We start from the raw sequence: 25,919 nt of genomic DNA on the forward strand, positions 1-25,919 counted from the left end.
GCGGCGTTGACACAATCGAGCGGAGCGCGAGCCCTTGCTGCGGAACATCGTCGCCCTCAAGCGCGTGCTCTACGATGCGGTCGGCCATTTCAACACCGATGACGGCTGGGCGATGGCCAGCCATCTGGCGATCACTTCGCTGATGGCGCTGTTTCCCTTCCTGATCTTCGCCACGACGCTTGCCAGCTTCCTCGGCGCGCGCGCCTTCGCCGACACGGCCGTGCATCTGGTCTTCGACACATGGCCGGAGCAGATCGCCAAGCCGATCGCGCATGAGGTGCAGAACGTGCTCACCGTCAGGCGCACCGACCTTCTGACCTATGGCGTGCTGCTTGCGGCCTATTTCGCCTCGAACGGCATCGAGGCGCTGCGCACCTCGCTGAACCGCGCCTATCGGGTGACCGAGACGCGCGGCATCATCCACCGCAGGGTGCAGAGCATCATCTTCGTCTTGATCGCCACCGCCTGCTTCCTGGCCATCAGCGTGCTCCTGGTGTTCGCGCCGCTGCTCGCGCGGCTGGCGGAAGCGCATCTGGAATGGATCAAGCCCTATATGGGCACGATCACCATCTGGCGTTACGTCATCGCCTCGACGGTCATCGTCATCGGGCTGTTCTCGGTGCATATCTGGCTGCCGGCCGGCAAGCGCCGCTTCGTCTCGATCATCCCCGGCATCGTCTTCACGCTGGTCGCCTGGCTGGTCGGCTCGACGATCTTCGCCACCTACCTCGACCATTTCTCGTCCTATGTGACGACTTACGCCGGGCTCGCCTCGATCATGATCGCGGTCGTCTTCCTCTACATCATCTCGGCCATCTTCATCCTCGGCGGCGAGCTCAACGCCGCGATCAGCCGCTATCTGGAAGCGCGCGCGCGCGTCGGGTGAGTTGGCCCAGGGGAGACGAACTGAGAATTGAGGAATTGGAGAAAAGGCGGCGTACTTCCTCAGTTCCTCAGTTCCTCAGTTCCTCAGTTCCTCAGTTCCTCAGTTCCTCAGTTCCTCAGTTCCTCAGTTCCCCTTCCCTTCGCCTGCCGCGCCGTTGCCAGGGCAACGCCAAGCGTGGCGATCGCCATGCCGGCGATCTGCGCGAGGTTGAGCTGCTCGTTGAAAAGCACCCAGGCGATGATCGCGGTGACGGCCGGCACGAGGTAGAACAGCGAGGCGACCTTCGACATCTCGCCGTCGCGGATCATCACCATCAGCAGAAATATGGCGCCGACCGACAGCACCAGAACCAGCCAGGCCATGGCGAAGATCAACTCGCCATTGATGGTGACGGCGCGCGTATCGAAGGCGAGCGAGCCCAGGATCATCACGACGGAACCGCCGACATATTGCCACATCGTCGCCGAAACGAGATCGCCGCCGGAGGCGTAGCGCTTCTGCCAGATGGTGCCGGCGCTCATGCCGAGCACCGAGACCAGCGAAGCGGTCAATGTTGCCGCGGTCACGCCGCCGCCGACCGCTCCGAGCTTCGGCCATAGCACGATGACGACGCCCAAAAGCCCGACGGCGAGCCCGGCCCAATGGCGGGGGAGGATCGCCTCGCCGAGGAATCTGCCCGCAAGCACGGCGGTGATCAGCGGCTGCAGGCCGACGATCAATGCCGAGAACCCGGCCGGCATGCCCCGGTGGATCGCCCAGAACACGGCGCCGAGATAGACGCCATGCATCAGCACGCCGGCCACCGTCGCGTGCAGCGCCTCCTCGCGCGTCGCCCGGCGCGAGCCAAGGAGCAAGGTGAGGCCGGCAAACAGGATCGCAGCGATCACGAAACGAATGGCAAGGAAGGTGAACGGCTCCGCCCACGGCATGGCATAGCGCGCGCCGATGAAGCCTGTCGCCCATAAAACGACGAAGGAGGCGGGGATGAACCGCTTGATGCTCTGCATGGAGGGAGGCTGCCGAGGTGAAAGGTTGATGACGGCAATTGCTCTAATGCCGTTCAATCCGGCAAGCAAAACGAAACGGTTGATCCATAAGCTAAGTTGAATTCAACAAACCGTGCCAACAGGGGGCATGGCGCTGTGCCGCGCCATGGCGAGGGCATGTTTTTGCATCTCGATTCGACATCGCTTTTGTTCGGTTTCGCGATCATTGCCGCTTTCGGCTTCTTCTTCGGCACCGCGCTCGACGCGATCATGAAGGAAGGCGGCTTCGGTCCGACCGGCAACACGCTGCTGTTCATCTTCGGCTTCTTTGCCGCCGTGACGGTCGCCAACAGGCATGGCGTCAACCTGAGCGATCCAAAGATGGCAATTGCCTGGGGGCTCGGCGGCGCCTTTGCCTTCATCAGCGTGCTGGCGCTGATCAAGGCCGGGCTGGCGCGGCTGGGATCATAGTCCAACCAATCGCGTAATGTCCCGCGGCGACATACCGGCCTCTCGGAGTGCCGCAAGACCGGTGTCCTTGAAGCTCTTGGACAGCTTCCTGCCGTCCGGGCCGAGAATCAGTCGGTGGTGGAAATAGCGCGGCGCCGGCAGGCCGAGCAATTCCTGCAGCAGTCGCTGCACGCTTGTCGCCGAATAGAGGTCCTGGCCGCGCACCACATGGCTGACGCCCTGCAACTCGTCGTCCAGGACGACGGCGAGATGGTAACTGGTCGGAATGTCGCGACGAGCGAGGATGACGTCACCCCATGCCTGCGGTTGCGCTTCGATAGCGCGCGTCGCCGACATCGTCTCGTCAGTGAACTCGGTCCATGACAGGCCGGCCGGGACGCGCGCCATTGCCGCCTCGACATCCAGACGCCAGGCGAAAGGCATGTCCTCGGCAATCCGCCGCTTGCGCTCCCTGGCCGGGAGGGCCTTGTCGAGCGGCGGGTAGAGCGGCACGCCGTCGGGGTCGCGCGGCCAGTCGCGGCCGCGTTTTTCGGTCTCGGCAATGAAGGCGCGGATCTCGCCCCGGCTCATGAAGGCCGGATAGACGAGTTCCTCGGCGATCAGCCGGTCGAGCACCGCCCGGTATTCGGCAAAATGCTCGGACTGGCGGCGCACCGGCTTTTCCCACTGCAATCCCAGCCATTCGAGGTCGCGCAAAACGCCGCCTTCGAATTCCGGCGTGCAGCGGGTCACATCGATATCCTCGATGCGCAGCAGCATCCGCCCGCCGGCCCGCGCCGCCATCCGCTGGTTGAGCAGGGCGGAATAGGCGTGGCCGAGATGCAGCTCGCCATTGGGGCTGGGCGCGAAGCGGAATGTCAGGAGCGTCATCTCTGAGGCGGCGTTCGGGTTGATAGGTGCTTTTGCCAATTGGTAATTAGAGCCTGTTTGGAAATTCTACCCCGGCGGCCATCTGGCGGCGTTTTCTGCGCTTCCGGCCTTCGCCGGCCGAAGCACTCATGAGTGGCATGGCAGTTAAATTAAGGCTACTGCCGGCGTAGGCCGGTGCTCACGGACCTGAATGTCCGCTGCGCTCCGGTTCTCGAAACCACCACCATATGGCTCGCCAGGGCGAATTTCGAAACAGTCTCTTAGCCATCAATTGCCACTTCGCGGGCGCCCTGGGAACAAGCAACGTGCAACGCATCGCTTCGCTCGACGACATTGCGACAGGGCTCGACGCGCTCTGCCTTATCGATCCGCGGCTGGAGACCGTGCGCTGCAAGGCAGGCGAGGTGCCGCTGCGGCTGTCGGAACCGGGGTTCAGGAGCCTTGCTTCCATTATCGTTTCACAGCAAGTTTCCCGCGCCAGCGCCGACGCCATCTTCGGGCGGCTGGTCAAGCTGGTCGATCCACTGACGCCGCAGGGGATCCTTGCCGCCGGCGAGGACATATTTCGCGAGGCCGGGCTGTCGCGGCCGAAGCAGCGCGGGCTGCTCGCCGTCGCCGAAGCCGTGGCCGGCGGGCTCGATCTCGCTCACCTGTGCACGCTCGATGCCGGCGAGGCGATCGCCGCGATGACGGCCGTGCCCGGCATCGGTCCCTGGACGGCCGAATGCTACCTTTTGTTTGCCGCCGGCCATCCCGATGTGTTTCCCGCGCGCGACGTCGCCCTGCAAACGGCGGTCGGCCGTGCGCTGGGCATCGACCCGCGTCCGCCGGAGAAAATGCTTATCCGGCTGGCCGAATCATGGAGCCCGTGGCGAGGGGTCGCGTCGCGGCTTTTCTGGGCCTACTACCGGGAACTGAAGGGCAGGGACGCGGCGCCTCCCGCCGAAATGGCCGAAAAACCCTGAAAATCATGCGGTTTTGGGGATTTGGTCGCACGACAATCCGCTTCACATCCCTGTCATGTCGGGCTTACAGTATCCGCGCCGTTCGGTTCTGGAACCAAGGAGGCAAGGACGTGACGGTTGCCGTATCTCCGGATGGGCTTCCCGCGCTGGTGCTGAATGCGGACTACCGCCCGCTCAGCTATTACCCCCTGTCGCTCTGGTCGTGGCAGGATGCCATCAAGGCTGTCTTCCTCGACCGGGTCAACATCGTCGCCGAATACGAGCACGCCGTCTCCTCGCCGACTTTCTCGATGAAGCTGCCGAGCGTGGTCAGCCTCAAGGCCTATGTGAAGCCGTCCAGGCATCCCGCCTTCACGCGCTTCAACGTGTTCCTGCGCGACCGTTTCCAGTGCCAATATTGCGGCACGCCGGAGGATTTGACCTTCGACCATGTCATCCCGCGCCATCGCGGCGGGGCGACGACCTGGGAGAATGTCGTCGCAGCCTGCTCGCCCTGCAATCTTCGCAAGGGCGGCATGATGCCGGCGCAGGCCAAGATGTGGCCGCTGCAGAAGCCTTATCAGCCAACGGTGCACGACCTGCACAACAACGGCCGCCTGTTTCCGCCCAACCATCTGCATGAAAGCTGGATGGATTATCTTTACTGGGACGTCGAACTGGAACCTTAGAGTTCGGCAGAAATCCGCGAGCCCGGCCGTCTGCCGCAGCTTTCTGCGCTTCCGGTGCTCACGTACTTAAGTACGCTCCGCTCCGGTTCTCGAAAGCCGCGCCAGCCAATCCGGGCTGGCGAATTTCCGGACGAACTCTCCGCCGTGCCGTCCAATGGAAAATTGGCTCAGTCGCGGGACAACGCGCTGCGGAAGGCGACGGCGGCGAGCACGAGGCTGGCGATGGCGTTCCAGCCGGCGAGCGAGAGGCCGAGGATGCGAAGGGCTGCCTTGTCGCAGGAGGGCGGCACGAACTTGTCGAGCGCGTCGAGCACGCCCTTGCCGCCGGTGTCGACCGGGCCGGCGCCGGCGGTGCAATCGGCCGGGCCTTTCCACCACGCCCATTCCACTCCGGAATGGTAGACGCCGAGATAGAGGCCGTAGAGCATCAGAAGGCCGCCGATCGTGAGCAGCCCGCGCGTCACCCAGGCCGGTGCGCCGAGCATCGAGGCGATCACCGCCAACAGCATCAGCGGCGCGCCGATATAGTAGGGGGTGCGCTGCTCGAGGCAGAGATGGCAGGGGATGTAGCCGCCGATATACTGGAAGGCCAGCGCCGAGCCGACGGTCGCGGCCATGGCGACGGCGAGAAACAGCGCCGCGCGCGTGCGCTGGCGTCCGGTGTCGGCATTCATGGTCGCTGTCATCGATCGGGTCCGTTTGTTGCGTCGCTATCCGTGGGCGTATCTGACGAGGATATAGAGCAAAATCAGGGCAGCCGCGCCGGCGCCGACAATCAATCCCAAGCGCTTTTCGATGAACTCCCTGATCTCTTCGCCATAGCGGCGCAACAGCCAGGCCAGCAGCAGGAAACGAGCGCCGCGCGCCACGGCGGCCGAAACGATGAAGACCAAAAGATTGACGTGAAGCGCGCCGGCCAGAATGGTGACCACCTTGATCGGCGGCAGGTGCGCGGCGCCGGACGTGACGAGCAGCACCAGCATCAGCCCGGCGCCCGACGACTGCCACCTCTCGAACGTGTCGAGGCCGCCGAAATGCTCCAGGATCGGCCGCGCGATCGTGTCGTACGCGTAGTAGCCGATCAGCCAGCCGGCAATGCCGCCCAGCACGGACGCCGCAGTGGCGGTCAGCGCGTAGCGATAGGCGCGTTCGGGCCGCGCCAGCGCCATCGGCAGGAACAGCACGTCGGCCGGGATGAAGAACACCGAGCTTTCGACGAAGGCGATGAAGGCCAGCCACCATTCGGCGGATTTGCGCGCCGCCAGCGACAGCGTCCAGTCGTAAAGTCCGCGAAGCATCGGCTCTCCTAATGCATGCCACCCGAGGCGCTTAGCGGTTTTGGGCAACGACAGGCAGGAAGACAAGGACCCAAAGCGCCGCATCCACCTTTCTGGATGGGGGCGGCGCTTCAATGCATCGCGTGTCTAGAAAGATTTCCGGCGCCGCACAATGGCTAGTGCCCTTGCGAAAACCGTAAGACGCTGTTTGGCCGAAGCGGCGCCGTCAAATCCGCAACAGGCCAGTTGACGAAAGCCCGTCCGACCGTATAGTCCGCGCCCATCCAGGCCGCCCGGCCTGAGCCCCTATGGCGGAATTGGTAGACGCGCTCGACTCAAAATCGAGTTCCGCAAGGAGTGCTGGTTCGATCCCGGCTAGGGGCACCATTCTTCGCGCTGCGCGCTTCGGGTGGCAAGCCGCCCAAGAGCACCCTACCGCATGTTCCCCGTATGCCCCTGCGAGTACCGCCCCGGCTGCGGCCACACCGTCAGGCCGTGCGGCTCGACGCCGACGCGGATCCTGGTCACGGCGCCGCTCGCCGTGTCGATCATGTAGGCCTCGCTGTCGAAGCGGCCGGAGAGCCATAGCTGCTTGCCGTCGGCGCTGACATTGCCCATGTCGGGGCTGCCGCCGCCGGGGATCGGCCATTGCGCGACGACCGCGCGCGTGGCGAAGTCGATCACCGTCACGCTGCCCGGGCCCTTCGCCTTGCCCTGCTCCATCTTGTGCGAGCCGCGGTTCGAGACATAGAGGCGCTTGCCGTCGCGGCTGACGACGAAGCCATGCGTGCCGATGCCGGTCGGGATGAAGCCGATCTCCCGAAAACTGTCGCCGTCGATCAGGAAGACGCCGTCATTCATCATGTCGGCGACGTAAAAGACCTTGCCGTCGGGCGACAGGCGGACGTCCTGCGGCATGCCCATCTTCGAGAGATCGAGGTGGCCGAGCACTTTCTGGTTCTTGAGGTCGATCTTGGCCAGCCCGCCGTCGCCATATTCGCAGGTGAAGATCGCGTAGGAGCCGTCGATCGAGAAATCGGCATGGTTGATGCCGGGGCAAGTCGGCGTCGGCAGGCTCGATTTCAGCGCCATGGTGTGCGGGTCGCGGAAATCGAGCTGCTGCATTGCTTCGTCGACGACGATGGCGGCGCTGCCGTCCGGCATGAAATAGAGATTGTAGGGATCGTCGACCGGGATCTGCGGGCCGGGTTTGGCCGTCATCGGATCGATCGGCGTCAGGCTGCCATTCCTGCCGGTGCCGTTGTTGGCGACCCACAGCGTCTTCAGGTCCCAGGACGGCACGACGTGTTGCGGCTTGCTGCCGACATTGAAGCGGTCGACCTCTTTGAGGGTGACGGTGTCGATCACCGAGACGCTGTTGGAGGAGCGGTTCGGCACATAGACGCGCGGCAGCGCGCCGGTCGTCACCGGGCTGAGATGGCCGGCGGCGGTGTGTTTGTAGATGTTGACGGCGGGCAGCGGCTCGGAACAGTCTTCCGGACAGGAGCCGGCATAGGATGTCCCGGACAGCAGTGACATGAGCAGCGCAAGCGGCACGCAAAGGCGGATGAAGCGCAGAATAGTCTCGATCATTTTGGCTGACTTGCGATGAAAGCGCGGATCGCATCCGTCGTCCCGTCGACGATGAGATCCACCCCGAGCTGCCCGAATTCCGCGGAAGACCTTGCCGGATCGCCGCCATAAACGCCATCCCCGGCGCCGAGTTTTGGCTGGCCTGCAAGGCGATCCTTGCGCACCAGCGACGGATCGATAGCGAGCATCAGCGAGGTGTCGGCCAGTCCGGCATGCGTTCCGATCTCGGCCCGGGTGGCGCCGGCAGCCAGGAGCTTGTCGGTATAGGGACCTTGCGCCAACCGATAGTAATCGACCGCGGCAAAGACCCGAATGGGGCTCTTTTTCCATTCGGCGTTGAGCCGGTCGGCCACGTGCCGTTCGTCGGCCTGATAGCCGCCATGGTCGCCGATCAGCACGATGGTCTTGAACCCGGCGTGCCTGAAGCTGCGGGCCGAAGACTCCAGAAGCTGCTCGAAGGTCTTGTCGCTGATCGTGATGGTCCCCGGAAAGCGCATATGCTCGGTTGGGGGATCGATGTTGCCTTCCGGCACATAGGCGACAACCGGCGCGACCAGCGCGTCGCCCAGTCTCGTCGCGATTTTTTCGGCAAGGAATTTCACCCGCACATCGTGCTTGCCCAGCGCCATTGCCGGACCGCTCTGCTCGGTGCCGCCGATCGGGATGATGATCGTGGTGGTTCCCGCAGCGACGAGGTCACGCAACTCAGTCCAGGTCTGGTCTTCCAGGAAGACCGAAGCGTTTGCCGGATATGCCGCCGGCAGGAACAGCAGCAAGGCGGCGCCAGCCAAGATGCGCCGCAGCGCGCTTCTTCCGATCACGACATGCATGCCCCGATACACTTTTCTGGAATTGCCCTATCGACGCTTCAGCAGGCTGCGCATGCGGTTGCGCAGGATGCGCGCCATGTTGCGGGTCTCGCGGTAGAGGTGCAGTTGCGAGGCCGCCTGGCGGGCCGGCCGGTCGGCGTCCGGCGTCAGTCCGATCACCAGCGTGCCCATCGGCTTGCGCTCCGCCCACAGCCGGCTCATCACCGGGTGGTCGGGCACCGCGCAGGAATCGGTCATGACGATGTTGGGATCGTCGAGGTGCTGCCTGGTCACCTCGATCATCAGAAGCGTGCCCGGCGAATAGGCGGAGAGTGCCTCGTCATAGGCCGTTTTCCAGGTGTAGGCGACGCCGGCTTCGACGAAGACGACGAGGCAGGCGATGGTGCGGCCATCGAGCGTCAGCATGTGGATGCGGCACATGTCATGCTCGGCCAGCCGATGCACGGCTTCGCGTGCGAAGGCGGCGCGGTAACGGTCGATCGCCATGGCGGTGCGTTCGCGGCCTTTCCAGCCGGCGGCTTCCAGCGTCAGGAAGCTTTCGATGGCGTGGCGGATCTCGTCCGGCCCGCGCGCCACGACATGCTCGACCTTGCCATGATCGGCGAGGCGCCGCTTCAGGCGGCGGAACTCGCGATAGTGGTGCGAGCGCAGCGAGGCCTTGAGGTAATCCTCGCCGTCGGCATCGCTCTCGAGCACCGGACGCTCGACCTTGCCGGTGGTGACCATGGTCAGGCCGCGGCTGTCGGCAAAGGAGGTGAGCAGTGTCGCCACCGGACCGTCGAGGCGCATGTCGGGCAGCACGAAGACCTTGGGCAGCTTGAGGTGCGGCCGCGACAGCATCGAGAAGAAATCTTCGATGACGCCGACCGGATCGTCGCGATCGACCAGCGGCGTGCCGAGCGGGCCGAACGGGCTCGACCAAGTGCGCATCACCGGGACGCCGAGAGGGATCGCCGGCCGCTCGACCGAGAACGGCACCAGGAGCCTGAGCCGGTTGCGGTATTCGTCGCCGTCGCGGATCACGGCCAGCCGCACCTCGCGGTCTTCCAGCCGGGGCATCGCCGGCGCCAGGAAGCGCGGGTTGAAGAAGACGTTGGGCTCGACCGTGCGGGCGCAGAGATAGTCGAGTTCCTCGACGAGGTCGAAACCGGCCGAGGCCGGGTAGATGGCAAGCTTGCGCTCCGGCCGGTTGCTGGCGAAGAGCTCGATATGCGCGGGATCGACCTCGCGCGCCAGGCCGGCCAGGTTGGAGACCATGGCGCCGGCGGGGCCGCCGCTTGTCTCTTCGAGCAACGGGACGGCGGCCATCAGGCGACTTCCTTTTTTGCAGGCACGAAGATCGCCATCACGATGCCGAGCTTGCGCCAGACGGTGAAGGAGAGCGCGCTGGCCTCGAACACCATGGCAACGCTGGTGGCGATTGCCGCGCCCCACAGGCCGAAAAGCGGTATCAACAGCACGTTGAGGCCGATGTTGAGGGCAAGCGTCATGGCATAGACGGCGGCGCAGATGTTCTGGTTGCCGCTCATGGTGAGCAGGCTTTCGCAGGGGCCGACGGCGGCGCGCGCCACGACGCCAAGCACCAGCAGGAAGAGCAGCGGATAGCCGGCGGTGAATTCTGGGCCGAACAGCACCAGCATCGGCTCGCCGAGCACCAGCACCAGCAGCGCCATCAAAAGCGAGGGCCAGAAGGTCCAGGAGACGGTCTCTCGGGCGAAGGCGGCGAGCTTGTCCGGCTCGCCATGGGTGAATTGCGCGTAGCGCTGGGCAACGCCGGCCTTGACCGCGAAATAGACGAAATGCACCAGCGCCAAGGTCTTCACCGTGGCGAAATAGACGGCGACGTCATTGGGATCGAGATAGGCGCCGACCATCAGCACGTCGGCATTGGTGAGCAGGAAGAAGAAGCTCTCGACCAGGAAGATCGGCAGCGAGACGAGGATCCACTGGCCGAAATGTACTTTCATCGGTCCGGCCGGGACCTTCTTCTCCATGCGCGAGGTGACCGCCATCAGCTGGCCGAGCGTGGTGACATAGGTGGCGGCGATCGATGCGAAGATCGCGGTCTTGGCGTCGGGCACGTAATGGAGGGCCAGCATCAGCGCCAGGAACGCCAGGATCAGCACCGGCCGCACCAGATAAGTGGGCGACAGCGCCAGCAGGGCCCAGGAATTGGCGCGCGCAAGTCCTTGGAGGAGATCGCCGAGCGCGATCATCGGCAGGCAGATGACGCCGAGGATGAAGGGGATGACGTAATAGTTCTCGATCCAGTCCGAGGCCAGCCAGACGCCAAGCGCTCCGAGGCCCGCGATCAGCGTCGAGGCGACGAGCACGAACAGGCGGCTGGCGAGCACGATGCCGCGCAATTCGGCCAGCATGCCGCGCTCGCGATATTCCGGAATGAAACGGATGACCGAGGTGTGGAAGCCGAGGCAGGCGAGGTTGCCGACGATGACCATCGTCACCCAAACCAGCACCGAGATGCCGTATTCGAACGAGCCCATCCAGCGCGCCATCAACACCTGGCTGACGAAGGCGATGAAGGCGCTGACGATGCGGATGGAGAAGGCGATCAGCGACATGCGCCCGGCTTCGCCGCGCTCGTCGGCGGTGAAGAGCACGGCATCGATGCGGCCAAGCAGCGGCCGCATGCGCAGCGCCCAGCGCTGCGGCAGGAACCGCCCGGCAGTCGTTGCCGCGGAAAAGCGCACCCACAACTCTCCGTTTTCCGCCATTTTCCAGCGTTTGGGTCTATCCGAAACACCTTAAGAAAGCGTGGGCGGGGCGCTTCCTTCTCCCCGTCACTATACGGGGAGAAGGTGCCCGAAGGGCGGATGAGGGGCGGCGCCGGCTTTCGGAGGTTTGGGTGAGCCGCGCCTCGAATAGGTTTCTTGCAGGGCGGTTCCTGAACAGAGGATCCATCCACTGTCGGATACGAACGGCGGTAAATTGCAAACGCTGGCGCCGCCCCTCATCCGGCCCTTCGGGCCACCTTCTCCCCGTGAAACGGGGAGAAGGAAGAGGGTGCCCTCACATCCCCTTCATCGCGTCACACGATACGTTAGGGTTCATATCTGCGAAGGCGCCGGTGGGGTTCGGCTTCCAGGCCCAGACATGCAGCTCGTAGAACGGGCCGAGGCCGTAGCGGTTGGGCGCGGTGTTGAAGTTGAACAGGTGGCCGTCGAGCGAGGCCGGGCCCTTCGAGGTGATGTATTCGACGGCGATCAGCTTCAGCGTGCCGTCGGCCATCGGCTCGTACATCACGGCTTCCGGCTTGGCGACGTCGACGGCGTCGTCCTTCAGATAGGCGGCGTTGACGTAATGGATGCCCATGGCACCGCCGGTGAGGCCGCTGGCGCAGGGGATCGGCGCATAGCCTTCGGCCCTGGCCACCGCGACGTCCTCGAAGCGGCTGTCTTGCGCCCGCACCTTCTCGGCGAGCGGATTGACGCTTTCCGCGTTGGCGACGCCCGCCATCAGCATGATGATCGAGGCACCGATGAAGCATTTGGTCGAGGTCTGAATGTTCATTCGTCTCTCCAATTGAGGGCGTCCGAGCGGCGACAGCCGGCCGGCCAAGGCCAACTCCGCACGCCGGCGGCGCCTGTCGTTTAGAAAAGGGAAGGTCGCTGATCCCGACTGGAGCATTTCACCGTTCCAGGGAAACGGCGAACTGCTCCATCTCTTTGATTTGACGCAATTCCTGACGGAAAACCGCTTCACACTTTTCCTGGAATTGCTCTGCGCAGGATCAGCGGTGATGCCACCAGTATTCCCAATATTCGCGCGGGTTTTCCCGCTCATGCAGGCCGATGTCGCGCTTCAGGTAATCGTCCTGCGGTGGCAGAAGGCGGCGCGGATTTCGCAAGGGCGAAAGCAGCGCCGACACGGCTCGTCGCATGAAGCCGCGCCGTGGCGGGACGGTATCCGCCGCGGCGGAAACATTCTCGCCCCCTGGCACGGCGTCAGGTCCGCCGGCGACGGGTATGGTCTGCCCGACATGGTCTGTCCGGTCAGCGATAAAAGTAGGGGTCGAGGACCCGTACCTCCGTGATCTTGTCGACGGGAAGCGCGTTTTTCTGCGCCGTGCTGCGGATCGCTTCCGGCGACGGCGCATCGTAGACGCAGAAGCTCTTGCTCTTGTCGGGCGAGACGAAGGATTGCACCCAGGTGACGCCCTTCTCGGCATTGCGGGCGATGACGCCGCCCATCGCGGTGGCGCCGGCATCGTTCATCGGTACATTCAGGCCTTCCGGGAAAGTTCGTTCGACGAGATAACGTGGCACGATTGTCGTTCCTTTCGTGGATTCTAGTTCTTCGCAATTCCGGACGGAAGGCTACGGCGAAGTCGCCGAGCCCGACCGCTACGCACTTTTCCTGGAATTGCTCCGGGCTCGTTTCGAGCGAGGCGGATACCACCACTTCCGGAAAGGCCGCGCATCGGAGCCATTCCCCATATTGGCCGGGACGATTCCCTATCTTTGTGGCGTTTGATGTGGAAGATGGCACTTTAATGTGTGGAAGGTCACATTACAGTGGCGTCTGCCAGGCTATCGCGGCGGCGGGCCCCACGATGGAAATTCCGATTTCGCGAGAGAGTGACGATGCTTCTGGAACGAGAGACGCAGTTGCAGCAGATGAGCGCCTTGCTGGCGGATGCAACAGCGGGCCGCGGCCGCGTTGTGGTGCTGTCGGGTGAGGCAGGCGCCGGCAAGACGGCGCTGGCCGAGGCCTTCGCAAGCCGGCTGGACGACGGTCTGACCGTGCTTCGCAGCGCCTGCGAGGACCTCTCCATTCCCGATCCGCTGGGGCCGCTCTACGACCTGGCTCGCGAAGCGCAGTGGGAGCCGCCGCGGGCGATCGAAGACCGTCAGGTTCATCGGCTGCCACTGTTTTCCGAGGCGCTCGAGGTCTTCCAGGCGAAAGGCCCTTGCCTGCTCGTCATCGAAGACCTGCATTGGGCGGATGACGCGACACTCGATTTCGTCCGCTTCCTAGGCCGGCGCATTGCCAACGCGCACATCCTGCTTCTGATCACGGCGCGCACCGACCGCAGCGAAGGACAGATGCGCGTGCGCCGGGCGCTGGGCGAGATTCCGGCCGGCAATGTCCAGCGCATCGACGTGCCGCTGCTCAGCGAAAGCGCTGTGCTCTCGCTTGCGGCGGCGGCCGTGCGGGACGGCGACGCGATCTACCGGGCGAGCGCCGGTAACGCCTTTTTCGTCACCGAGTTGCTCGCCGCCAAAGGCGACGGCGCCCTGCCCGCCAGCGTGCGCGATGCCGTGCTGGCGCGGGCCGAAAGATTGTCGCCGGGCGCCCGCTCGATGCTCGACGCGGTGTCCGTTTTTCCGCGCCGCGCGGACGCCTGGGCGCTCAGCGGGCTTTGCGGAATTGCGGCGGCCGGTCAACTCGCCGAATGCGTCGCCCATGGGCTGCTCGAGGACATGGGCGATGCCTATGCGTTCCGGCACGAGATCGCCCGCACGGCAATCGAGATGGCGCTGACGCCGAGCCAGCGCCGCGCGTACAACGAGCGCGCGCTCGCGGCGTTGCGGGAAGATCCGGATGTGGCCAAGGCGAGGCTGGTGCATCATGCGGTTGAAGCGCAGAACATCGAGGCGGTGCGCGAACTCGCGCCGGTCGCTGCGCGCGAAGCCTCCCGCGTCGGGGCGCATCGCGACGCCGCCGGTTATTATGAAGTCGCCTTGCGGCACGCGGATATCCTTCAGATCGAGGAACGGGCGGAGCTCTATGAAGGTCACGCGTTCGAGTGCCACCTGATCGGCCGCATCGACGCGGCCATCGAGGCGCAAGGACAGGCGCGCCAGTTGCGCCAGGCGCTGGGCGACCGGATCAAGGAGGGCGACAGTCTCAGATGCCTGTCGCGCTTTGCCTACCTGCTCGGCGATCGCGAAGGCGCGGACCGGTTCGGGGCGCAGGCGGTGGAGCTTCTGGAAACGGCGCCCGACAGCCCCGAGCTCGCCATGGCCTATTCCAATCTCTCTCAGCTGGCGATGCTGGCCGAGCGGCTCGAGGAGACGCTTAGGTTCGGCGGCAAGGCGGTCGAGCTGGCGGAGCGGCTCGACCGGCCCGATATCCTTTGCCATGCCCTCAACAATGTCGGGGCAGCCGGGCAATGGCTGGATTTCGCCAAGGGGCGGCGCGATCTCGCCCGCAGCCTTGGACTTGCCCTTACGGGCAACTTTCAGGAACATGCGGCGCGCGCCTTCACCAACTGCGCCTGCGTCGAGATGAACAGGTTCCATCTCAACGAGGCGGCGGCGTTCCTGGATCGCGGCATCGCCTATTGCGTCGAGAACGACCTTGCGACCTGGCGCGATTACATGCGCGGCGTGCAGGCGCAGCTTCTGCTGAGGCTCGGCCAGTGGGACGATGCCGCGGCCATGGCGCATGAGGTCGTCGACGATGAGACAACGACGCCGTTGGTGCGTTATCCGTCGCTCGTCGCGCTGGCACGCTTGCGCATCCGGCGGGGAGATCCATCGGCCGAACCGGTTCTCGACGAGATGAAGCTGTTCCTGGACAAGGGCTTGGAGTTGCAACGACTTGTGCCCTTCGCCGCGGTGATGGCCGAACTGGCATGGCTGGGCGAGGGCGACAGGGAAGAAGCGCTGCGCCTGATCGCTCATGCCGAAAGCCTTGCGCCGACGCGCGCGGTGTTCGGCGAACTGGCGATATGGCGCCAGCTTTTGTCGCCTGAAAGCGATCCTGGTGACACCGACGGCATGGCTAAGCCGCATCGCCTGCAACTGGCCGGCGACTGGCGCGGCGCCGCCGCGCTCTGGGCGGAAATGGATGCTCCTTACGAACGGGCGCTAGCCTTGCTGCAAGGCGACGAGGCAGCGCGGCGCGAGGCGCTCGACATCTTCGAGGCGCTCGGCGCAAGGCCGGTGACGCAGCATGTGCGCGGCCTGATGCGGCAGAGCGGGTTGATCAACATCGCCAGGGGACCGAGGCAAGCGACGCGCGCCAACCAGGCCGGCCTCACGCAGCGCCAGATGGAAGTCCTGCAGTTGATCGAGCGCGGCTTCTCCAACAAGAAGATCGCCGCGCATATGGCGATCTCGCCGAAGACGGTCGATCACCACGTTTCGGCGGTGCTGGAGAAGCTGGAGGCCGTTTCGCGCGGCGAGGCGGCGGCCGCTGCGCGTGCGTCGGGGCTGGTGTAACCGTCAGTCGATAGGAAGGCCTGGTCGGGCGTTTCTGCTGGTTCGCAGAACGCCGGCGCTGCCCCTCATCCGCCCTTCGGGCACCTTCTCCCCGTTGAACGGGGAGAAGGAAAGGGGTGCTTCAGGCGAAGGTGCCGTGGCAGTGCTTGTACTTCTTGCCGGAGCCGCAGGGGCAGGCTTCGTTGCGGCCGATCTTGCCCCAGGTCGCCGGGTTCTTCGGGTCGCGGTTTTCCGGCGCGACGACGGCGTTGGTGTCCTGGCGCATCAGAAGCGCCGTCTCGCCGCCCTGGAAATCGTCCTCGCCGGTGGAGCCGTCGATATGGCTGCCGAACATCTCCGGGGCTTCGGGCGGCGGCGCGTCCGCCGCCTGGCGCACCAGCTCGACGCGCATCAGCTGCGCCGTCACGGCCTGGCCGAGATTGCCGAGCAGGCTCTGGAACAGCTCGAAGGCTTCGCCCTTGTATTCCTGCAGCGGGTCGCGCTGGGCGTAGCCGCGGAAGCCGACGACCGAGCGCAGATGGTCGAGGTTGACGATGTGCTCGCGCCACAGATGGTCGAGCGTCTGCAGCACCACCGAACGCTCGACATAGTTCATCACGTCGGGACCAAAACGATCGGCGCGCTCCTTGGCGGCGGCGTCGGCGGCAGTCGTGATGCGCTCGCGGATATCGTCCTCGGCGATGCCCTCTTCCTTGACCCACTGCTCGACCGGCAGGTCGAGGTTGAGATACTGCGCCACTTCCTCCTTGAGGCCAGCGACGTTCCACTGCTCGGCATAAGCGTTTTCGGGGATATTCTTGGCGACGATCTCCTCGATGACGCCCTCGCGCATCTCGGCAATCGTCTCCGACAGGCCTTCGCCGTCCATCAGCTCGATGCGGCGCTGGAACACCGCCTTGCGCTGGTCGTTGGAGACGTCGTCATATTTCAACAGGTTCTTGCGGATGTCGAAGTTGCGCGCCTCGACCTTCTTCTGCGCCTTTTCCAGCGCCTTGTTGATCCAGGGATGGATGATCGCCTCGTCTTCCTTGAGGCCGAGCTTCTGCAGCATGCCGTCCATGCGCTCGGAGCCGAAGATGCGCATCAAATCGTCCTGCAGCGACAGGAAAAATTTCGAGCGGCCGGGGTCGCCTTGTCTTCCTGAACGACCCCTAAGCTGGTTGTCGATGCGGCGCGATTCGTGGCGCTCGGTGGCCAAGACGTAGAGGCCGCCGGCGGCCAGCGCCTTTTCCTTCAGACGCTCGACGTCGGCGTTGATTTCCTTCTCCCTGGCCTCGCGCTCGGGGCCCTCGGGCATGTCGCCCAATTCCTCGGCGATGCGCATCTCGGCGTTGCCGCCAAGCTTGATGTCGGTGCCGCGGCCGGCCATGTTGGTGGCGATGGTGATGGCGCCGGGCTTGCCGGCCTGGGCGACGATCGCCGCCTCGCGCTCGTGATGGCGGGCGTTCAGCACCTCGAAGTTCTTGAAGCCGTCCTTGCGCAGGCGCTCGGCCAACTGCTCGGACTTCTCGATCGAGGTGGTGCCGACCAGCGTCGGCTGGCCCTTGGCGCTGGCTTCGCGGATTTCCTTGATGATCGCCTTGTACTTCTCCTCGACCGTCCGATAGACCTCGTCGTCCTCGTCCTTGCGGACGACCGGCAGGTTGGTCGGGATTTCGGTGACCTCAAGGCCGTAGATGTTGCCGAATTCCTCGGCCTCGGTCAGCGCCGTGCCGGTCATGCCGGAGAGTTTCTTGTAGAGGCGGAAGTAGTTCTGGAAGGTCACGGAGGCGAGCGTCTGGTTCTCCGGCTGGATCTGCACATGCTCCTTGGCCTCGAGCGCCTGGTGCAGGCCTTCCGAATAGCGGCGTCCAGGCATCATGCGGCCGGTGAACTCGTCGATGATGACGATCTCGCCGTTGCGCACGATGTAGTCGCGGTCCTTCTGGAACAGCAGGTGCGCCTTCAGCGCATTGTTGACGTGGTGGACGATGGCGACGTTCTCGACGTCGTAAAGCGACTCGCCCTTCAAGAGGCCGGCGTCGCGCAGCATGTTTTCGAGCTTCTCGGTGCCGTCCTCGGTGAAGATCGTCGTCTTCTGCTTCTCGTCGACCTCATAGTCGGCCGGGCCGAGCTTCAGCATGAAGGCGTCTATGGTGTTGTACATTTCCGAACGGTCCTCGAGCGGACCGGAAATGATCAGCGGCGTGCGCGCCTCGTCGACCAGGATGGAATCGACCTCGTCGACGATGGCGTAGGAATGGCCGCGCTGCACCATCTGCGCGCGCTCGTACTTCATGTTGTCGCGCAGGTAGTCGAAGCCGAGCTCGTTGTTGGTGGCATAAGTGACGTCGCAGGCGTAGGCGTCGCGGCGCTCGTCGTCGGAAAGGCCGTGGACGATGATGCCGACGGTCAGGCCGAGGAATTTATAGACGCGGCCCATCCATTCGGCGTCGCGCTTGGCGAGGTAGTCGTTGACGGTGACGACATGCACGCCCTTGCTGGCCAGAGCGTTGAGATAGACCGGCAAGGTGGCGACCAGCGTCTTGCCCTCGCCGGTGCGCATCTCGGCGATGCCGCCATTGTGCAGCACCATGCCGCCGATCAACTGTACGTCAAAAGGCCGCATGCCGAGCACGCGGCGGGCCGCTTCGCGCACCGTGGCGAAGGCCGGGACCAGGAGATCGTCGAGCGAAGCGCCGCTGGCGAGATCCTGGCGGAATTTTTCCGTGCGGCCCCTGAGATCGGCGTCGGAAAGCGCCCGCATCTCGTTTTCCATGGCGTTGATGGCCTCGACGCGGGGCCGGGTCGACTTGACGCGGCGGTCGTTGGAGGAACCGAAAACCTTACGGGCGAGACCGCCGAGACTGACCATCCAATGGCCCTTTCGATAGCAATTTTAGCCGTTTGCGACAGACGCCGGGCGGGCCCATCAAATCCGCGTGAATGCGGACAAACGCAAAAAGCGCCCGGAAAACGGTTCTGGACGCCAAGTCGTTGGACAGATAAGAGGGGGCTCAATCGATGTCAACGCCGCGTTAGCCCTGCGGGCAGCGCCAAATTCCGCCACAATCCGACTGATCTGGAACCCTTCGCTCACGCGATCCTTATTGGCAATCCCATTGGAGTTATCTTGATGTCCTTGTCGTTTCGCCGTGCCTCGCTCGCCAGCCTCGGCCTGGCTTTCGGGCTTTCGGCTCTTTGCCTGTCGCCGCTCATGGCGCAGGAGACCGCGCCGGCCCAGCCGGATGCCGCCGCGCCCGCCGCCGCTCCCGCGGCGCCGGTCGATCCCAATGCCGTGGTTGCCACCGTCAACGGCGAGAAGCTGACCGAGGCCGACCTGCAGCTCGCCGAAGGCGAACTGTCGCAACAGTTCGCGCAGATGCCGCCCGAGCAGCGCCGCGCCGCGGCGCTTTCGGCGGCGATCGAAATCCGCGTCATGGCCAAGAAGGCGGTCGATGCGGGCCTCGACAAGGATCCGGACTTCCAGCGCCGCATGGCTTTCCTGCAGGCGCGCGCCCTGCATGGCGCAGTCGTCGAGAAGGAAGTCGTCGACAAGGTGACGGACGCCGAAGTCCGCGCCCGCTACGACCAGGAAATCGCCAACACGCCGCCGGTCAATGAAATCCACGCTCGTCACATCCTCGTGAAGACGAAGGAAGAGGCGGACGCGATCATCAAGCAGCTCGACGGCGGCGCCGACTTCCAGAAGCTCGCCAACGAGCACACCAGCGATCCGAGCGGCAAGACCAATGGCGGCGACCTCGGCTGGTTCGGCCCGGGGCAGATGGTGCCGGAATTCGACAAGGCGGCATTCGCGCTCGAGGTCGGCAAATATTCGAAAGAGCCGGTGCAGTCGCAGTTCGGCTGGCACGTCATCAAGGTGGAGGACAAGCGCGCCAAGCAGCCGCCGGCCTTCGACGACGTCAAGGACCAGGCCAAGCAGGCGGTGATCCGCGACAAGTATTTCGCCATGGTCAAGGACCTGCGCGCCGCCGCCAAGGTCGAGATCCCGGACGAAAAGCTCAAAAAGGCCATCGACGCGCTGGAAGGCAGCAAGTAACCCGCCGCCGGCCGACAATTTACAAGGGGCGCCTTCGGGCGCCCTTTCGTCATGTGGTTCGGGCTATCCCTCGCACTACATAGCGCACGGCTTCGTGGATTGCGGCGTCATCCTCGTCGAGGCGGTTGCTCAACAGATGCCGCCAGGCATAGGAGGCGATCAGGTCGGCGACGATCCCGGCATCGACATCCGGCGCCACCTCGCCGCGTGCCTTGGCCCGCTCGATCATAAGGCCGGTATGGCCACGGCGGCCTTTTGAATATTCGGCAAGTGCTGCCGCCGCCGTCTCGTCGGACTGCGCCTCGGCGACCAGCGAGCGGAAGATGTTGCCCGACGAGGTGTCGCGCCAATGCGCGAAGAGGTTCCCGAGGAAGCCGGCCAGGTCATCCTCGATGTTTCCGGTGTCGGGCATCTCGACGCGCTTCTGCCGCTGGTAGACCTCGATCAGCAGCGCCGCCTTGCTCGGCCACCAGCGATAGATGGTCGGCTTTCCCGCCCGCGCCCGCCGGGCGACGGCCTCGATCGAGAAGCCGGCGTAACCCGCTTCGCGCAGCACCGCCTCGGCCGCCTCCACAATTGCGTCGGCGCTCTCGGGATTGCGTTTTGCGCCGATCGACTTGCGCCCGCGAGCGGCGGTCTCGCCCATTCCGTTCTTCCTTAGCCGGTGAATCCGTCGCCGATCATATTGGCATCGCGGCTGAAACGAAACGATCCGTTTTCGGTCGCGAGGCCGCTAGTCCGGCCGATGCGGCGCGGCCAGAACGCCCTTGCGCCGGGGCGCGCTATCGGGCAAACCGGCCTTCCTTCCGCTTTATTGCCGCTCCGGGGTCATGATGTCCGCTACGATTTCGCCGCTCGCACCGAAGAAATATCCGAAGATGCCGGTCATCGAGGGTGTCCGCATCGCGACCGCCGAAGCCGGCATCAAATACCGGAATCGCACCGACCTGCTCGCCATGGTCTTCGATCCGGGCACTGCCGTCGCCGGCGTGTTCACCAGGTCGAAATGCCCGTCGGCGCCGGTCGACTATTGCCGTCAGAACCTGCCCGCCGGCAAGGCGCGCGTGCTGGTGGTCAATTCCGGCAATGCCAACGCTTTCACCGGCAAGAAAGGCAAGGCGTCGACGGCGCTGACCGGCGAGGCGGCGGCCAAGGCCGCGGGTTGCTCCGACAGCGAAGTGTTCCTGGCCTCGACCGGCGTCATCGGCGAGCCGCTCGACACCACCAAATTCAGCCACCTGCTTGCCGGCCTGGTCAAGGACGGCAAGCCTGATCTGTGGACCGAGGCGGCCAGGGCCATCATGACCACCGATACCTATCCGAAGGTGGCGACCGCGACCGTCAAGCTCGGCGAGACCGACGTCACCATCAACGGCATCGCCAAGGGCGCCGGCATGATCGCGCCCGACATGGCGACCATGCTTTCCTTCATCGCCACCGACGCGCCGATCGCCGCTTCCGTGCTGCAGGACCTGTTGTCGCGCGGCACAGCCAAGACCTTCAACGCGGTGACCGTCGACAGCGACACCTCGACCAGCGACACGCTGCTTTTCTTTGCCACCGGCAAGGCCGCCTTGCGCGGCGCGCCGGCGATCAGCGACGCCAAGGATGCGCGGCTCGGCGCGTTCCGACGGGCGCTCGGCAAGGTGCTGAAGTCGCTGGCGCTGCAGGTGGTGCGCGACGGCGAGGGCGCGCGCAAGCAGGTCGAGGTCACGGTGACCGGCGCCAAATCGGCGCGCTCGGCCAAGCGCATCGCGCTTTCGATCGCCAATTCGCCGCTGGTCAAGACGGCGGTCGCGGGCGAGGACGCCAATTGGGGCCGCGTCGTCATGGCCGTCGGCAAAGCGGGCGAACCGGCCGACCGCGACCGGCTGTCGATCTGGTTCGGCGACAACCGCCTTGCGCATGAGGGCGAGCGCGATCCGGCTTACTCCGAAGAAGCGACGTCGGCCTATATGAAGCGCGACGACATCCGCATCCGCGCCGACATCGGCATCGGCCGCGGCAAGGCGACGGTGTGGACCTGCGACCTCACCAAGGAATATGTCGCCATCAATGGCGACTACCGGAGCTGATGGCGCCGGTGTCCAGGCATCCGGCGAGCGTTCTGGCGGTCGTGCGCCGCTACGAGGCGGCGGGCTTTCGCGCCTGGCCGGCGGCGGCCGTCCACTATGACGGGACCTGGGTGGTGCGGCTTACCGCCGGGCACCCCGCCAAGCGCCTGAACTCGGTCAACCCGCTCGACCCCGGCGACACGCACGCCATCGAGGAGCGCATCGGCCGCGCCGCACGGCGCTTCGATGCCTATGGCCGGCCGCTGACCTTCCGCATGTCGCCGCTGTCGGGGCAGGTGCTGTCCAGGCATCTCGACAAGGCCGGATGGAACAGGTTCGACGAATCGCTGGTGATGCGGCTGCCGCTGAAAGAGGTCGAGCTTGGCGCGGCCATGGACCAGATCCCGCTCAAGGACATCAGCCGCTTCATCGGCGCTTCGCTCAGGACGGGCGGCTCGGACGCCTCGCTGCGGCCCGGCCTGTCCGAGGTCATCGGCGCCATCCAGCCGGAAGCCGGGCTGTTCGCGCTCGAGGACGGCAACGAGCCGCTGGCGACGCTGATCTGCGTTCACGACGGCGATCTTGCCGGGCTGTTCGAGGTCGCCACCGAAAAGTCGGCGCGCAAAAAGGGCCACGGCCGCAACCTGATTCTCTCCGCGCTCAAATGGGCGCGGCTGCGCGGCGCGCGCGAGGCCTGGCTGCAAGTCGAGGCCGGCAACGCGCCGGCGCTCGCGCTTTACCGGTCGCTCGGCTTCGAGGAAGTCTATCGCTACCACTATCGACGGCCGCCGGGCGCATGAGCGAGGTCAGGCCAAAGCGCCTGCTGCTGGTCGCCGCCTGCGCGCTGGTCGACACCGACAGGCGCGTGCTACTGGCTCGGCGTCCCGAGGGCAAGCAACTCGCGGGCCTCTGGGAGTTTCCGGGCGGCAAGGTCGAGCCCGGCGAGACGCCGGAGGAATGCCTGGTCCGCGAGCTGCATGAGGAACTCGGCATCGAGACCGAGATTCCGTGCCTGGCGCCGCTCACCTTCGCCAGCCACTCCTATGACGATTTCCATCTGCTGATGCCGCTCTACGTCTGCCGCCGCTTTCGCGGCATTCCGCAGGCCAGGGAAGGGCAAGGGCTGAAATGGGTCCGGCCGCGGCAGATGCGCGACTATCCGATGCCGCCGGCCGACGCGCCGCTGATCCAGTTCCTCATCGACCTCTTGTGATCTCGCGGCGGCCTGCCTTTGTGGCTGCTTACCGTTTCCCGGAAACGGTGAGCGTTTCTGGCTTTTCCTGAAGCTGCTTTAGCCAGCGTTAATGGAAGATTTATCTCGACGTGGAAAATTGCGCGAAGCCGTTTCGCGCGGCGAGATCGTCCATGACTGGGAAACACGGGCATGAGCCTTCAAAGAGACTGGGACTCGATCCGGCCCGACCGAGGCTTTCGCGCGATGGACGCCGGCATGGGCATCCTGCGCATCACGCTGCTCTTCGGCTCGGCCGCGGTGGCGCTGGCACTGATCGCAACGCCATTCCTCGACAACCAGACCCGGCCGCAGACCGCCCGCGACGGCTTCGCCGGCGGGCTCGACATGAGCGCGACCGGATCGATCGGCCATCGCACCACATATACGATGCGCCGCAGCGTGCTGCAGCCCTTACCCAGTTCAGTCTGCGTCATCCGCAATGACGGCAGCCGCAGCGGCGAGTGTTGACATGGTTAATGATTTTCCGAGACGGCGGCGTTTCACTCGCTGTTAAGCTTTTGCCGTTAACCTTTCTTAACGGGTCGGACATTAGAATTCCTGCATGAGGGATCGATGACCATGAAAAACCTGCTGCAGCAATTCATTGAAGACGAAACAGGCGCCACGGCCATCGAATATGGCCTGATCGTCGTGGTGTTGTCGCTCGCCATCATCGCCGGGGTCCAACAGGCCGCCGACGGGCTGGTGTGGCTGTTCACCGACAACAACAGCAAGCTCGCCAACGCCTTCGCTCATTAGAGGGTTCGCCGGACGGGCTCAGCTCTTCGGCGGGTTCTCCAGGATCGCCTTCAGCGATACCTTGGCCGATCCTGGCTTGAGCGGCTTTTGCTGCGAGGCATCCGGTGCCCAGCCAGACATCCAAACGATCGAGAAGCTCGCACGGATACGGCCGTCCGGGTCCGAGAACCGTTCGGCGTAGATTTCGGCGGCGCGGGCAAACAAGCGCCTGCTTACTGGCCGCCGGCTGCGATCGACGAGCGCGCTGGTTTCACCCATGGCGCGCAGATCGCTAGCCAGATCGAACAGCGTGTCGTAGCGCACCGCGACCGTTTCGACATCGGCCACCGGCAACGCCAGGCCGGCGCGCTGCAACAGCGCTCCGGCATCCCGGACGTCGGTGAAAGGAAGGATGCGCGGGCTCGCGCCGCCGTGGAGCTCGGTCTCGGCCGCCAGCATGCTTTCGCGCAATTCCGCCAATGTGCCGGCGCCGGCGAGGGCGCCGAGGAACAGGCCGTCCGGTTTCAGCGCCCGGCGGATTTGCGCGAGCACGCCGGGAATGTCGTTCATCGCGTGCAGCGAGAGCAGGGAAACGACGAGATCGAGGCTGCCTTCCTCGATGGGCACGGTCTCAGGCGGCGCCACAATGCCAGGGCCGCCCGCAAGAAGCGCCTCGTCCATCTCGACGCGCACGATCTCGCCGACCTTGCCGCTGCCGGTGATCGCTTCCGCCGCCGCTGGTGTCTGACAAAACAGCGCGGCTGCCTTGCCGAAGCGGCGCTCGACGGCGTCCAGCCGGTCGGCAAGATCTTCCGCCGCGCGCCGCATCAGGAAATCGGCGCCTTCGACGGGACGGACAAGAGCGCGGCGCTTGCGCGCAAGCCAGAGCTCTGTGTCGATCAAGGGCTGCAATCAAAAGCTTCCTGTTGTCCCTGCGTGCCGCAGTGGTGTTAAGGTGGCACGGGGTTTCCAATCACGTGGCCGATCCGGTGCGCAAGATCAAGACCAGCGCGGTTCAGGATATGACGCGGCAGGCGCTGACCTGGCCGGCGCGGCTGTTGTTTCCGCCGGTTTGCGCCGGCTGCCGCCGCCATGTGTCGCAGCCCGGCGTGCTGTGCGGCGCCTGCTGGCCGAAGCTGAGGCTGCTGGAGAAACCTTGGTGCCCGGTGATGGGCACGCCCTTCACGCACGACATGGGCGAGGGGTTCCTGTCCGCGGAAGCGATCGCCGATCCGCCGCCCTTCGAGCGGGCGCGGGCTGCCGTCGTCTATTCGGGCGTGGCGAGACAGATGGTGCAAGGGCTGAAATATCAGGACCGCACCGACCTCGCGCCCTGGATGGCGAACTGGATGATCCGCGCCGGCGCCGAGCTGATCGCGGAGGCCGAGCTGGTCGTGCCGGTGCCGCTGCATTGGCGCCGCTTCTTCCGGCGCCAGTTCAACCAGTCGGCCGAGCTCGGACGGGCCGTTTCAAAGCTCAGCGGGCTGCCTTTCTCGCCATCCGCGATCAGGCGCGTGAAGCTGACGCGCCAGCAGGTCGGGCTCGAACGGCATGAGCGCGAGGAAAACGTGCGCGCCGCTTTCCGCGTGCCGCCGGAGGCCGAAATCGAAATCTCGAGCCGCCGGGTGCTGGTCGTCGACGATGTCTACACCACCGGCGCCACGGTGCGGGCGGTCGCCAAGGCGCTGAAGCGGGGCGGCGCCGGATCGGTCGACATCCTCACTTTCGCCCGCGTCCTGCCGGGGGACTTCCGGCCCGATGAGTCCGCGACTATATAGGGTTGGATTTAATGCATGCCGTTGTCCCCCACCTCCCGCGCGATGGACATGCATTGGCAGGATGACTGATCGATGGTCGATGTGACGATCTATACCCGCATGATGTGCGGTTACTGCAATGCCGCCAAACGGCTGCTCGACCGCAAGGGCGTAACCTATACCGAGCACGATGCCTCGTTCTCGCCGGAGTTGCGCCAGGAAATGATTTCCAAGGCGCATGGGCGAACCACCTTTCCGCAGATTTTCATCGGCGGCACGCATGTCGGCGGCTGTGACGACCTCCACGAACTGGAGTCGCAGGGCCGGCTGGACGCGATGCTCGTCAACGGGAGATGAT

The 25,919-nt window shown here is 65.0% G+C and carries 27 protein-coding genes and 1 tRNA gene; 14 read left to right on the forward strand and 14 right to left on the reverse strand.

Annotated features, from left to right (window positions below):
• Positions 1 to 34 precede the first annotated feature (34 nt).
• Positions 35 to 886 carry a YihY/virulence factor BrkB family protein gene (locus tag DPM33_RS27865; RefSeq protein WP_112100616.1) on the forward strand — a complete coding sequence of 284 codons (852 nt, stop codon included), beginning with the start codon at positions 35 to 37 and terminating at the stop codon, positions 884 to 886.
• A gap of 107 nt (positions 887 to 993) precedes the next feature.
• Here the strand turns inward: DPM33_RS27865 and DPM33_RS27870 are convergent, their stop codons facing one another.
• Complete coding sequence (locus DPM33_RS27870) at positions 994 to 1,893, reverse strand: DMT family transporter (RefSeq protein ID WP_112100617.1); 900 nt, start codon at positions 1,891 to 1,893, stop codon at positions 994 to 996.
• Between the two features lie 156 nt (positions 1,894 to 2,049).
• Here DPM33_RS27870 and DPM33_RS27875 point away from each other — a divergent pair, with 156 nt between their 5' ends.
• The gene (locus DPM33_RS27875) at positions 2,050 to 2,343 is read left to right on the forward strand and encodes a hypothetical protein (protein ID WP_112100618.1); all 294 of its coding nucleotides are present in this window, start codon (positions 2,050 to 2,052) and stop codon (positions 2,341 to 2,343) included.
• Here DPM33_RS27875 and gluQRS read toward each other — a convergent pair.
• Positions 2,338 to 3,213 carry a tRNA glutamyl-Q(34) synthetase GluQRS gene (gluQRS, locus tag DPM33_RS27880; RefSeq protein WP_112100619.1) on the reverse strand — a complete coding sequence of 292 codons (876 nt, stop codon included), beginning with the start codon at positions 3,211 to 3,213 and terminating at the stop codon, positions 2,338 to 2,340. The two genes, DPM33_RS27875 and gluQRS, sit on opposite strands and share 6 nt — an antisense overlap.
• A 305-nt stretch (positions 3,214 to 3,518) precedes the next feature.
• Here gluQRS and DPM33_RS27885 point away from each other — a divergent pair, with 305 nt between their 5' ends.
• Both DPM33_RS27885 and DPM33_RS27890 read left to right on the forward strand, forming a co-directional pair.
• Positions 3,519 to 4,178: a DNA-3-methyladenine glycosylase family protein gene (locus tag DPM33_RS27885; RefSeq protein ID WP_112100620.1), complete on the forward strand. Its 660-nt coding sequence runs from the start codon at positions 3,519 to 3,521 to the stop codon at positions 4,176 to 4,178.
• Positions 4,179 to 4,288: 110 nt separating this feature from the next.
• The gene (locus DPM33_RS27890) at positions 4,289 to 4,846 is read left to right on the forward strand and encodes an HNH endonuclease (RefSeq protein WP_027167440.1); all 558 of its coding nucleotides are present in this window, start codon (positions 4,289 to 4,291) and stop codon (positions 4,844 to 4,846) included.
• Positions 4,847 to 5,013: 167 nt separating this feature from the next.
• On the opposite strand, the gene DPM33_RS27895 is transcribed toward DPM33_RS27890, so the two are convergent.
• Together DPM33_RS27895 and DPM33_RS27900 are read right to left on the reverse strand one after the other, a co-directional pair.
• The gene (locus DPM33_RS27895) at positions 5,014 to 5,532 is read right to left on the reverse strand and encodes a disulfide bond formation protein B (protein ID WP_112100621.1); all 519 of its coding nucleotides are present in this window, start codon (positions 5,530 to 5,532) and stop codon (positions 5,014 to 5,016) included.
• 24 nt (positions 5,533 to 5,556) lie between these two features.
• The gene (locus DPM33_RS27900) at positions 5,557 to 6,144 is read right to left on the reverse strand and encodes a YqaA family protein (protein WP_112100622.1); all 588 of its coding nucleotides are present in this window, start codon (positions 6,142 to 6,144) and stop codon (positions 5,557 to 5,559) included.
• Between the two features lie 281 nt (positions 6,145 to 6,425).
• Here DPM33_RS27900 and DPM33_RS27905 point away from each other — a divergent pair.
• A tRNA-Leu gene (locus tag DPM33_RS27905) sits at positions 6,426 to 6,510 on the forward strand.
• Between the two features lie 45 nt (positions 6,511 to 6,555).
• On the opposite strand, the gene DPM33_RS27910 is transcribed toward DPM33_RS27905, so the two are convergent.
• The 7 genes from DPM33_RS27910 to DPM33_RS27940 all read right to left on the reverse strand — a co-directional run bounded on the left by DPM33_RS27910 (position 6,556) and on the right by DPM33_RS27940 (position 12,832).
• Positions 6,556 to 7,716, reverse strand: coding sequence for a YncE family protein (locus DPM33_RS27910; RefSeq protein ID WP_112100623.1), 1,161 nt, complete (start codon positions 7,714 to 7,716; stop codon positions 6,556 to 6,558).
• Complete coding sequence (locus tag DPM33_RS27915) at positions 7,713 to 8,537, reverse strand: creatininase family protein (RefSeq protein WP_245442424.1); 825 nt, start codon at positions 8,535 to 8,537, stop codon at positions 7,713 to 7,715. The genes DPM33_RS27910 and DPM33_RS27915 overlap by 4 nt, the downstream gene beginning before the upstream one ends.
• A gap of 36 nt (positions 8,538 to 8,573) precedes the next feature.
• Complete coding sequence (locus DPM33_RS27920) at positions 8,574 to 9,854, reverse strand: GNAT family N-acetyltransferase (RefSeq protein ID WP_112100625.1); 1,281 nt, start codon at positions 9,852 to 9,854, stop codon at positions 8,574 to 8,576.
• Positions 9,854 to 11,257, reverse strand: a complete 1,404-nt coding sequence (locus DPM33_RS27925; RefSeq protein ID WP_112100663.1) for a lipopolysaccharide biosynthesis protein — start codon at positions 11,255 to 11,257, stop codon at positions 9,854 to 9,856. Before DPM33_RS27925 ends, DPM33_RS27920 begins: the two co-directional genes overlap by 1 nt.
• A 319-nt stretch (positions 11,258 to 11,576) precedes the next feature.
• Positions 11,577 to 12,029 carry a hypothetical protein gene (locus DPM33_RS27930; RefSeq protein WP_245442427.1) on the reverse strand — a complete coding sequence of 151 codons (453 nt, stop codon included), beginning with the start codon at positions 12,027 to 12,029 and terminating at the stop codon, positions 11,577 to 11,579.
• 268 nt (positions 12,030 to 12,297) lie between these two features.
• Positions 12,298 to 12,447, reverse strand: a complete 150-nt coding sequence (locus DPM33_RS36410; RefSeq protein ID WP_167449248.1) for a hypothetical protein — start codon at positions 12,445 to 12,447, stop codon at positions 12,298 to 12,300.
• 112 nt (positions 12,448 to 12,559) lie between these two features.
• Positions 12,560 to 12,832, reverse strand: coding sequence for a DUF4242 domain-containing protein (locus DPM33_RS27940; protein ID WP_112100628.1), 273 nt, complete (start codon positions 12,830 to 12,832; stop codon positions 12,560 to 12,562).
• A 318-nt stretch (positions 12,833 to 13,150) separates the two neighbouring features.
• Between DPM33_RS27940 and DPM33_RS27945 the strand changes: the two genes are divergently transcribed.
• Positions 13,151 to 15,736, forward strand: a complete 2,586-nt coding sequence (locus DPM33_RS27945) for a helix-turn-helix transcriptional regulator (RefSeq protein WP_112100629.1) — start codon at positions 13,151 to 13,153, stop codon at positions 15,734 to 15,736.
• Positions 15,737 to 15,857: 121 nt separating this feature from the next.
• On the opposite strand, the gene secA is transcribed toward DPM33_RS27945, so the two are convergent.
• On the reverse strand, positions 15,858 to 18,590 hold the full coding sequence (secA, locus tag DPM33_RS27950) for a preprotein translocase subunit SecA (RefSeq protein WP_112100630.1): 2,733 nt from the start codon (positions 18,588 to 18,590) through the stop codon (positions 15,858 to 15,860).
• A 261-nt stretch (positions 18,591 to 18,851) separates the two neighbouring features.
• Between secA and DPM33_RS27955 the strand changes: the two genes are divergently transcribed.
• On the forward strand, positions 18,852 to 19,778 hold the full coding sequence (locus tag DPM33_RS27955; RefSeq protein ID WP_112100631.1) for a peptidylprolyl isomerase: 927 nt from the start codon (positions 18,852 to 18,854) through the stop codon (positions 19,776 to 19,778).
• 49 nt (positions 19,779 to 19,827) lie between these two features.
• Here DPM33_RS27955 and DPM33_RS27960 read toward each other — a convergent pair whose 3' ends face one another.
• Complete coding sequence (locus DPM33_RS27960; protein ID WP_112100632.1) at positions 19,828 to 20,424, reverse strand: TetR/AcrR family transcriptional regulator; 597 nt, start codon at positions 20,422 to 20,424, stop codon at positions 19,828 to 19,830.
• Positions 20,425 to 20,611: 187 nt separating this feature from the next.
• On the opposite strand from DPM33_RS27960, the gene argJ reads away from it, so the two are divergent.
• The 5 genes from argJ to DPM33_RS27985 all read left to right on the forward strand — a co-directional run bounded on the left by argJ (position 20,612) and on the right by DPM33_RS27985 (position 23,825).
• Positions 20,612 to 21,853: a bifunctional glutamate N-acetyltransferase/amino-acid acetyltransferase ArgJ gene (gene argJ / locus DPM33_RS27965; RefSeq protein ID WP_112100664.1), complete on the forward strand. Its 1,242-nt coding sequence runs from the start codon at positions 20,612 to 20,614 to the stop codon at positions 21,851 to 21,853.
• Positions 21,853 to 22,632: a GNAT family N-acetyltransferase gene (locus DPM33_RS27970; RefSeq protein WP_112100633.1), complete on the forward strand. Its 780-nt coding sequence runs from the start codon at positions 21,853 to 21,855 to the stop codon at positions 22,630 to 22,632. The genes argJ and DPM33_RS27970 overlap by 1 nt, the downstream gene beginning before the upstream one ends.
• The gene (gene mutT / locus DPM33_RS27975; protein ID WP_112100634.1) at positions 22,629 to 23,045 is read left to right on the forward strand and encodes an 8-oxo-dGTP diphosphatase MutT; all 417 of its coding nucleotides are present in this window, start codon (positions 22,629 to 22,631) and stop codon (positions 23,043 to 23,045) included. Before DPM33_RS27970 ends, mutT begins: the two co-directional genes overlap by 4 nt.
• 171 nt (positions 23,046 to 23,216) lie before the next feature.
• Positions 23,217 to 23,534 (forward strand): hypothetical protein, encoded by a 318-nt coding sequence (locus tag DPM33_RS27980; protein WP_112100635.1) that lies wholly within the window; start codon positions 23,217 to 23,219, stop codon positions 23,532 to 23,534.
• A gap of 105 nt (positions 23,535 to 23,639) precedes the next feature.
• Positions 23,640 to 23,825, forward strand: coding sequence for a Flp family type IVb pilin (locus tag DPM33_RS27985; protein ID WP_112100636.1), 186 nt, complete (start codon positions 23,640 to 23,642; stop codon positions 23,823 to 23,825).
• A gap of 18 nt (positions 23,826 to 23,843) precedes the next feature.
• Here DPM33_RS27985 and DPM33_RS27990 read toward each other — a convergent pair whose 3' ends face one another.
• A complete protein-coding gene (locus tag DPM33_RS27990) occupies positions 23,844 to 24,716 on the reverse strand; it encodes a methyltransferase domain-containing protein (RefSeq protein ID WP_112100637.1) in 873 nt (290 codons plus the stop codon).
• Positions 24,717 to 24,781: 65 nt separating this feature from the next.
• Between DPM33_RS27990 and DPM33_RS27995 the strand changes: the two genes are divergently transcribed.
• On the forward strand, positions 24,782 to 25,582 hold the full coding sequence (locus tag DPM33_RS27995) for a ComF family protein (RefSeq protein ID WP_112100638.1): 801 nt from the start codon (positions 24,782 to 24,784) through the stop codon (positions 25,580 to 25,582).
• Positions 25,583 to 25,654: 72 nt separating this feature from the next.
• Positions 25,655 to 25,918 (forward strand): glutaredoxin 3, encoded by a 264-nt coding sequence (gene grxC / locus DPM33_RS28000; RefSeq protein WP_112100639.1) that lies wholly within the window; start codon positions 25,655 to 25,657, stop codon positions 25,916 to 25,918.
• Position 25,919 lies beyond the last annotated feature (1 nt).

The sequence above is a fragment of the Mesorhizobium hawassense genome, assembly GCF_003289945.1.
In the GTDB taxonomy this organism is placed as follows: Bacteria; Pseudomonadota; Alphaproteobacteria; order Rhizobiales; family Rhizobiaceae; genus Mesorhizobium; species Mesorhizobium hawassense.

Excerpts from the sequence above, each read along its gene's own strand:
- DPM33_RS27920 (WP_112100625.1), bottom strand. The coding sequence starts at position 9,854 with ATGGCCGCCGTCCCGTTGCTCGAAGAGACAAGCGGCGGCCCCGCCGGC.
- DPM33_RS27895 (WP_112100621.1), bottom strand. The coding sequence starts at position 5,532 with ATGACAGCGACCATGAATGCCGACACCGGACGCCAGCGCACGCGCGCG.
- DPM33_RS36410 (WP_167449248.1), bottom strand. The coding sequence starts at position 12,447 with ATGCGACGAGCCGTGTCGGCGCTGCTTTCGCCCTTGCGAAATCCGCGC.
- DPM33_RS27945 (WP_112100629.1), top strand. The coding sequence starts at position 13,151 with ATGCTTCTGGAACGAGAGACGCAGTTGCAGCAGATGAGCGCCTTGCTG.
- DPM33_RS27970 (WP_112100633.1), top strand. The coding sequence starts at position 21,853 with ATGGCGCCGGTGTCCAGGCATCCGGCGAGCGTTCTGGCGGTCGTGCGC.
- DPM33_RS27960 (WP_112100632.1), bottom strand. The coding sequence starts at position 20,424 with ATGGGCGAGACCGCCGCTCGCGGGCGCAAGTCGATCGGCGCAAAACGC.
- DPM33_RS27985 (WP_112100636.1), top strand. The coding sequence starts at position 23,640 with ATGACCATGAAAAACCTGCTGCAGCAATTCATTGAAGACGAAACAGGC.
- DPM33_RS27980 (WP_112100635.1), top strand. The coding sequence starts at position 23,217 with ATGAGCCTTCAAAGAGACTGGGACTCGATCCGGCCCGACCGAGGCTTT.
- DPM33_RS27930 (WP_245442427.1), bottom strand. The coding sequence starts at position 12,029 with ATGCTGATGGCGGGCGTCGCCAACGCGGAAAGCGTCAATCCGCTCGCC.
- mutT (WP_112100634.1), top strand. The coding sequence starts at position 22,629 with ATGAGCGAGGTCAGGCCAAAGCGCCTGCTGCTGGTCGCCGCCTGCGCG.
- gluQRS (WP_112100619.1), bottom strand. The coding sequence starts at position 3,213 with ATGACGCTCCTGACATTCCGCTTCGCGCCCAGCCCCAATGGCGAGCTG.
- DPM33_RS27870 (WP_112100617.1), bottom strand. The coding sequence starts at position 1,893 with ATGCAGAGCATCAAGCGGTTCATCCCCGCCTCCTTCGTCGTTTTATGG.
- secA (WP_112100630.1), bottom strand. The coding sequence starts at position 18,590 with ATGGTCAGTCTCGGCGGTCTCGCCCGTAAGGTTTTCGGTTCCTCCAAC.
- DPM33_RS27910 (WP_112100623.1), bottom strand. The coding sequence starts at position 7,716 with ATGATCGAGACTATTCTGCGCTTCATCCGCCTTTGCGTGCCGCTTGCG.
- DPM33_RS27900 (WP_112100622.1), bottom strand. The coding sequence starts at position 6,144 with ATGCTTCGCGGACTTTACGACTGGACGCTGTCGCTGGCGGCGCGCAAA.
- grxC (WP_112100639.1), top strand. The coding sequence starts at position 25,655 with ATGGTCGATGTGACGATCTATACCCGCATGATGTGCGGTTACTGCAAT.
- DPM33_RS27955 (WP_112100631.1), top strand. The coding sequence starts at position 18,852 with ATGTCCTTGTCGTTTCGCCGTGCCTCGCTCGCCAGCCTCGGCCTGGCT.
- argJ (WP_112100664.1), top strand. The coding sequence starts at position 20,612 with ATGTCCGCTACGATTTCGCCGCTCGCACCGAAGAAATATCCGAAGATG.
- DPM33_RS27875 (WP_112100618.1), top strand. The coding sequence starts at position 2,050 with ATGTTTTTGCATCTCGATTCGACATCGCTTTTGTTCGGTTTCGCGATC.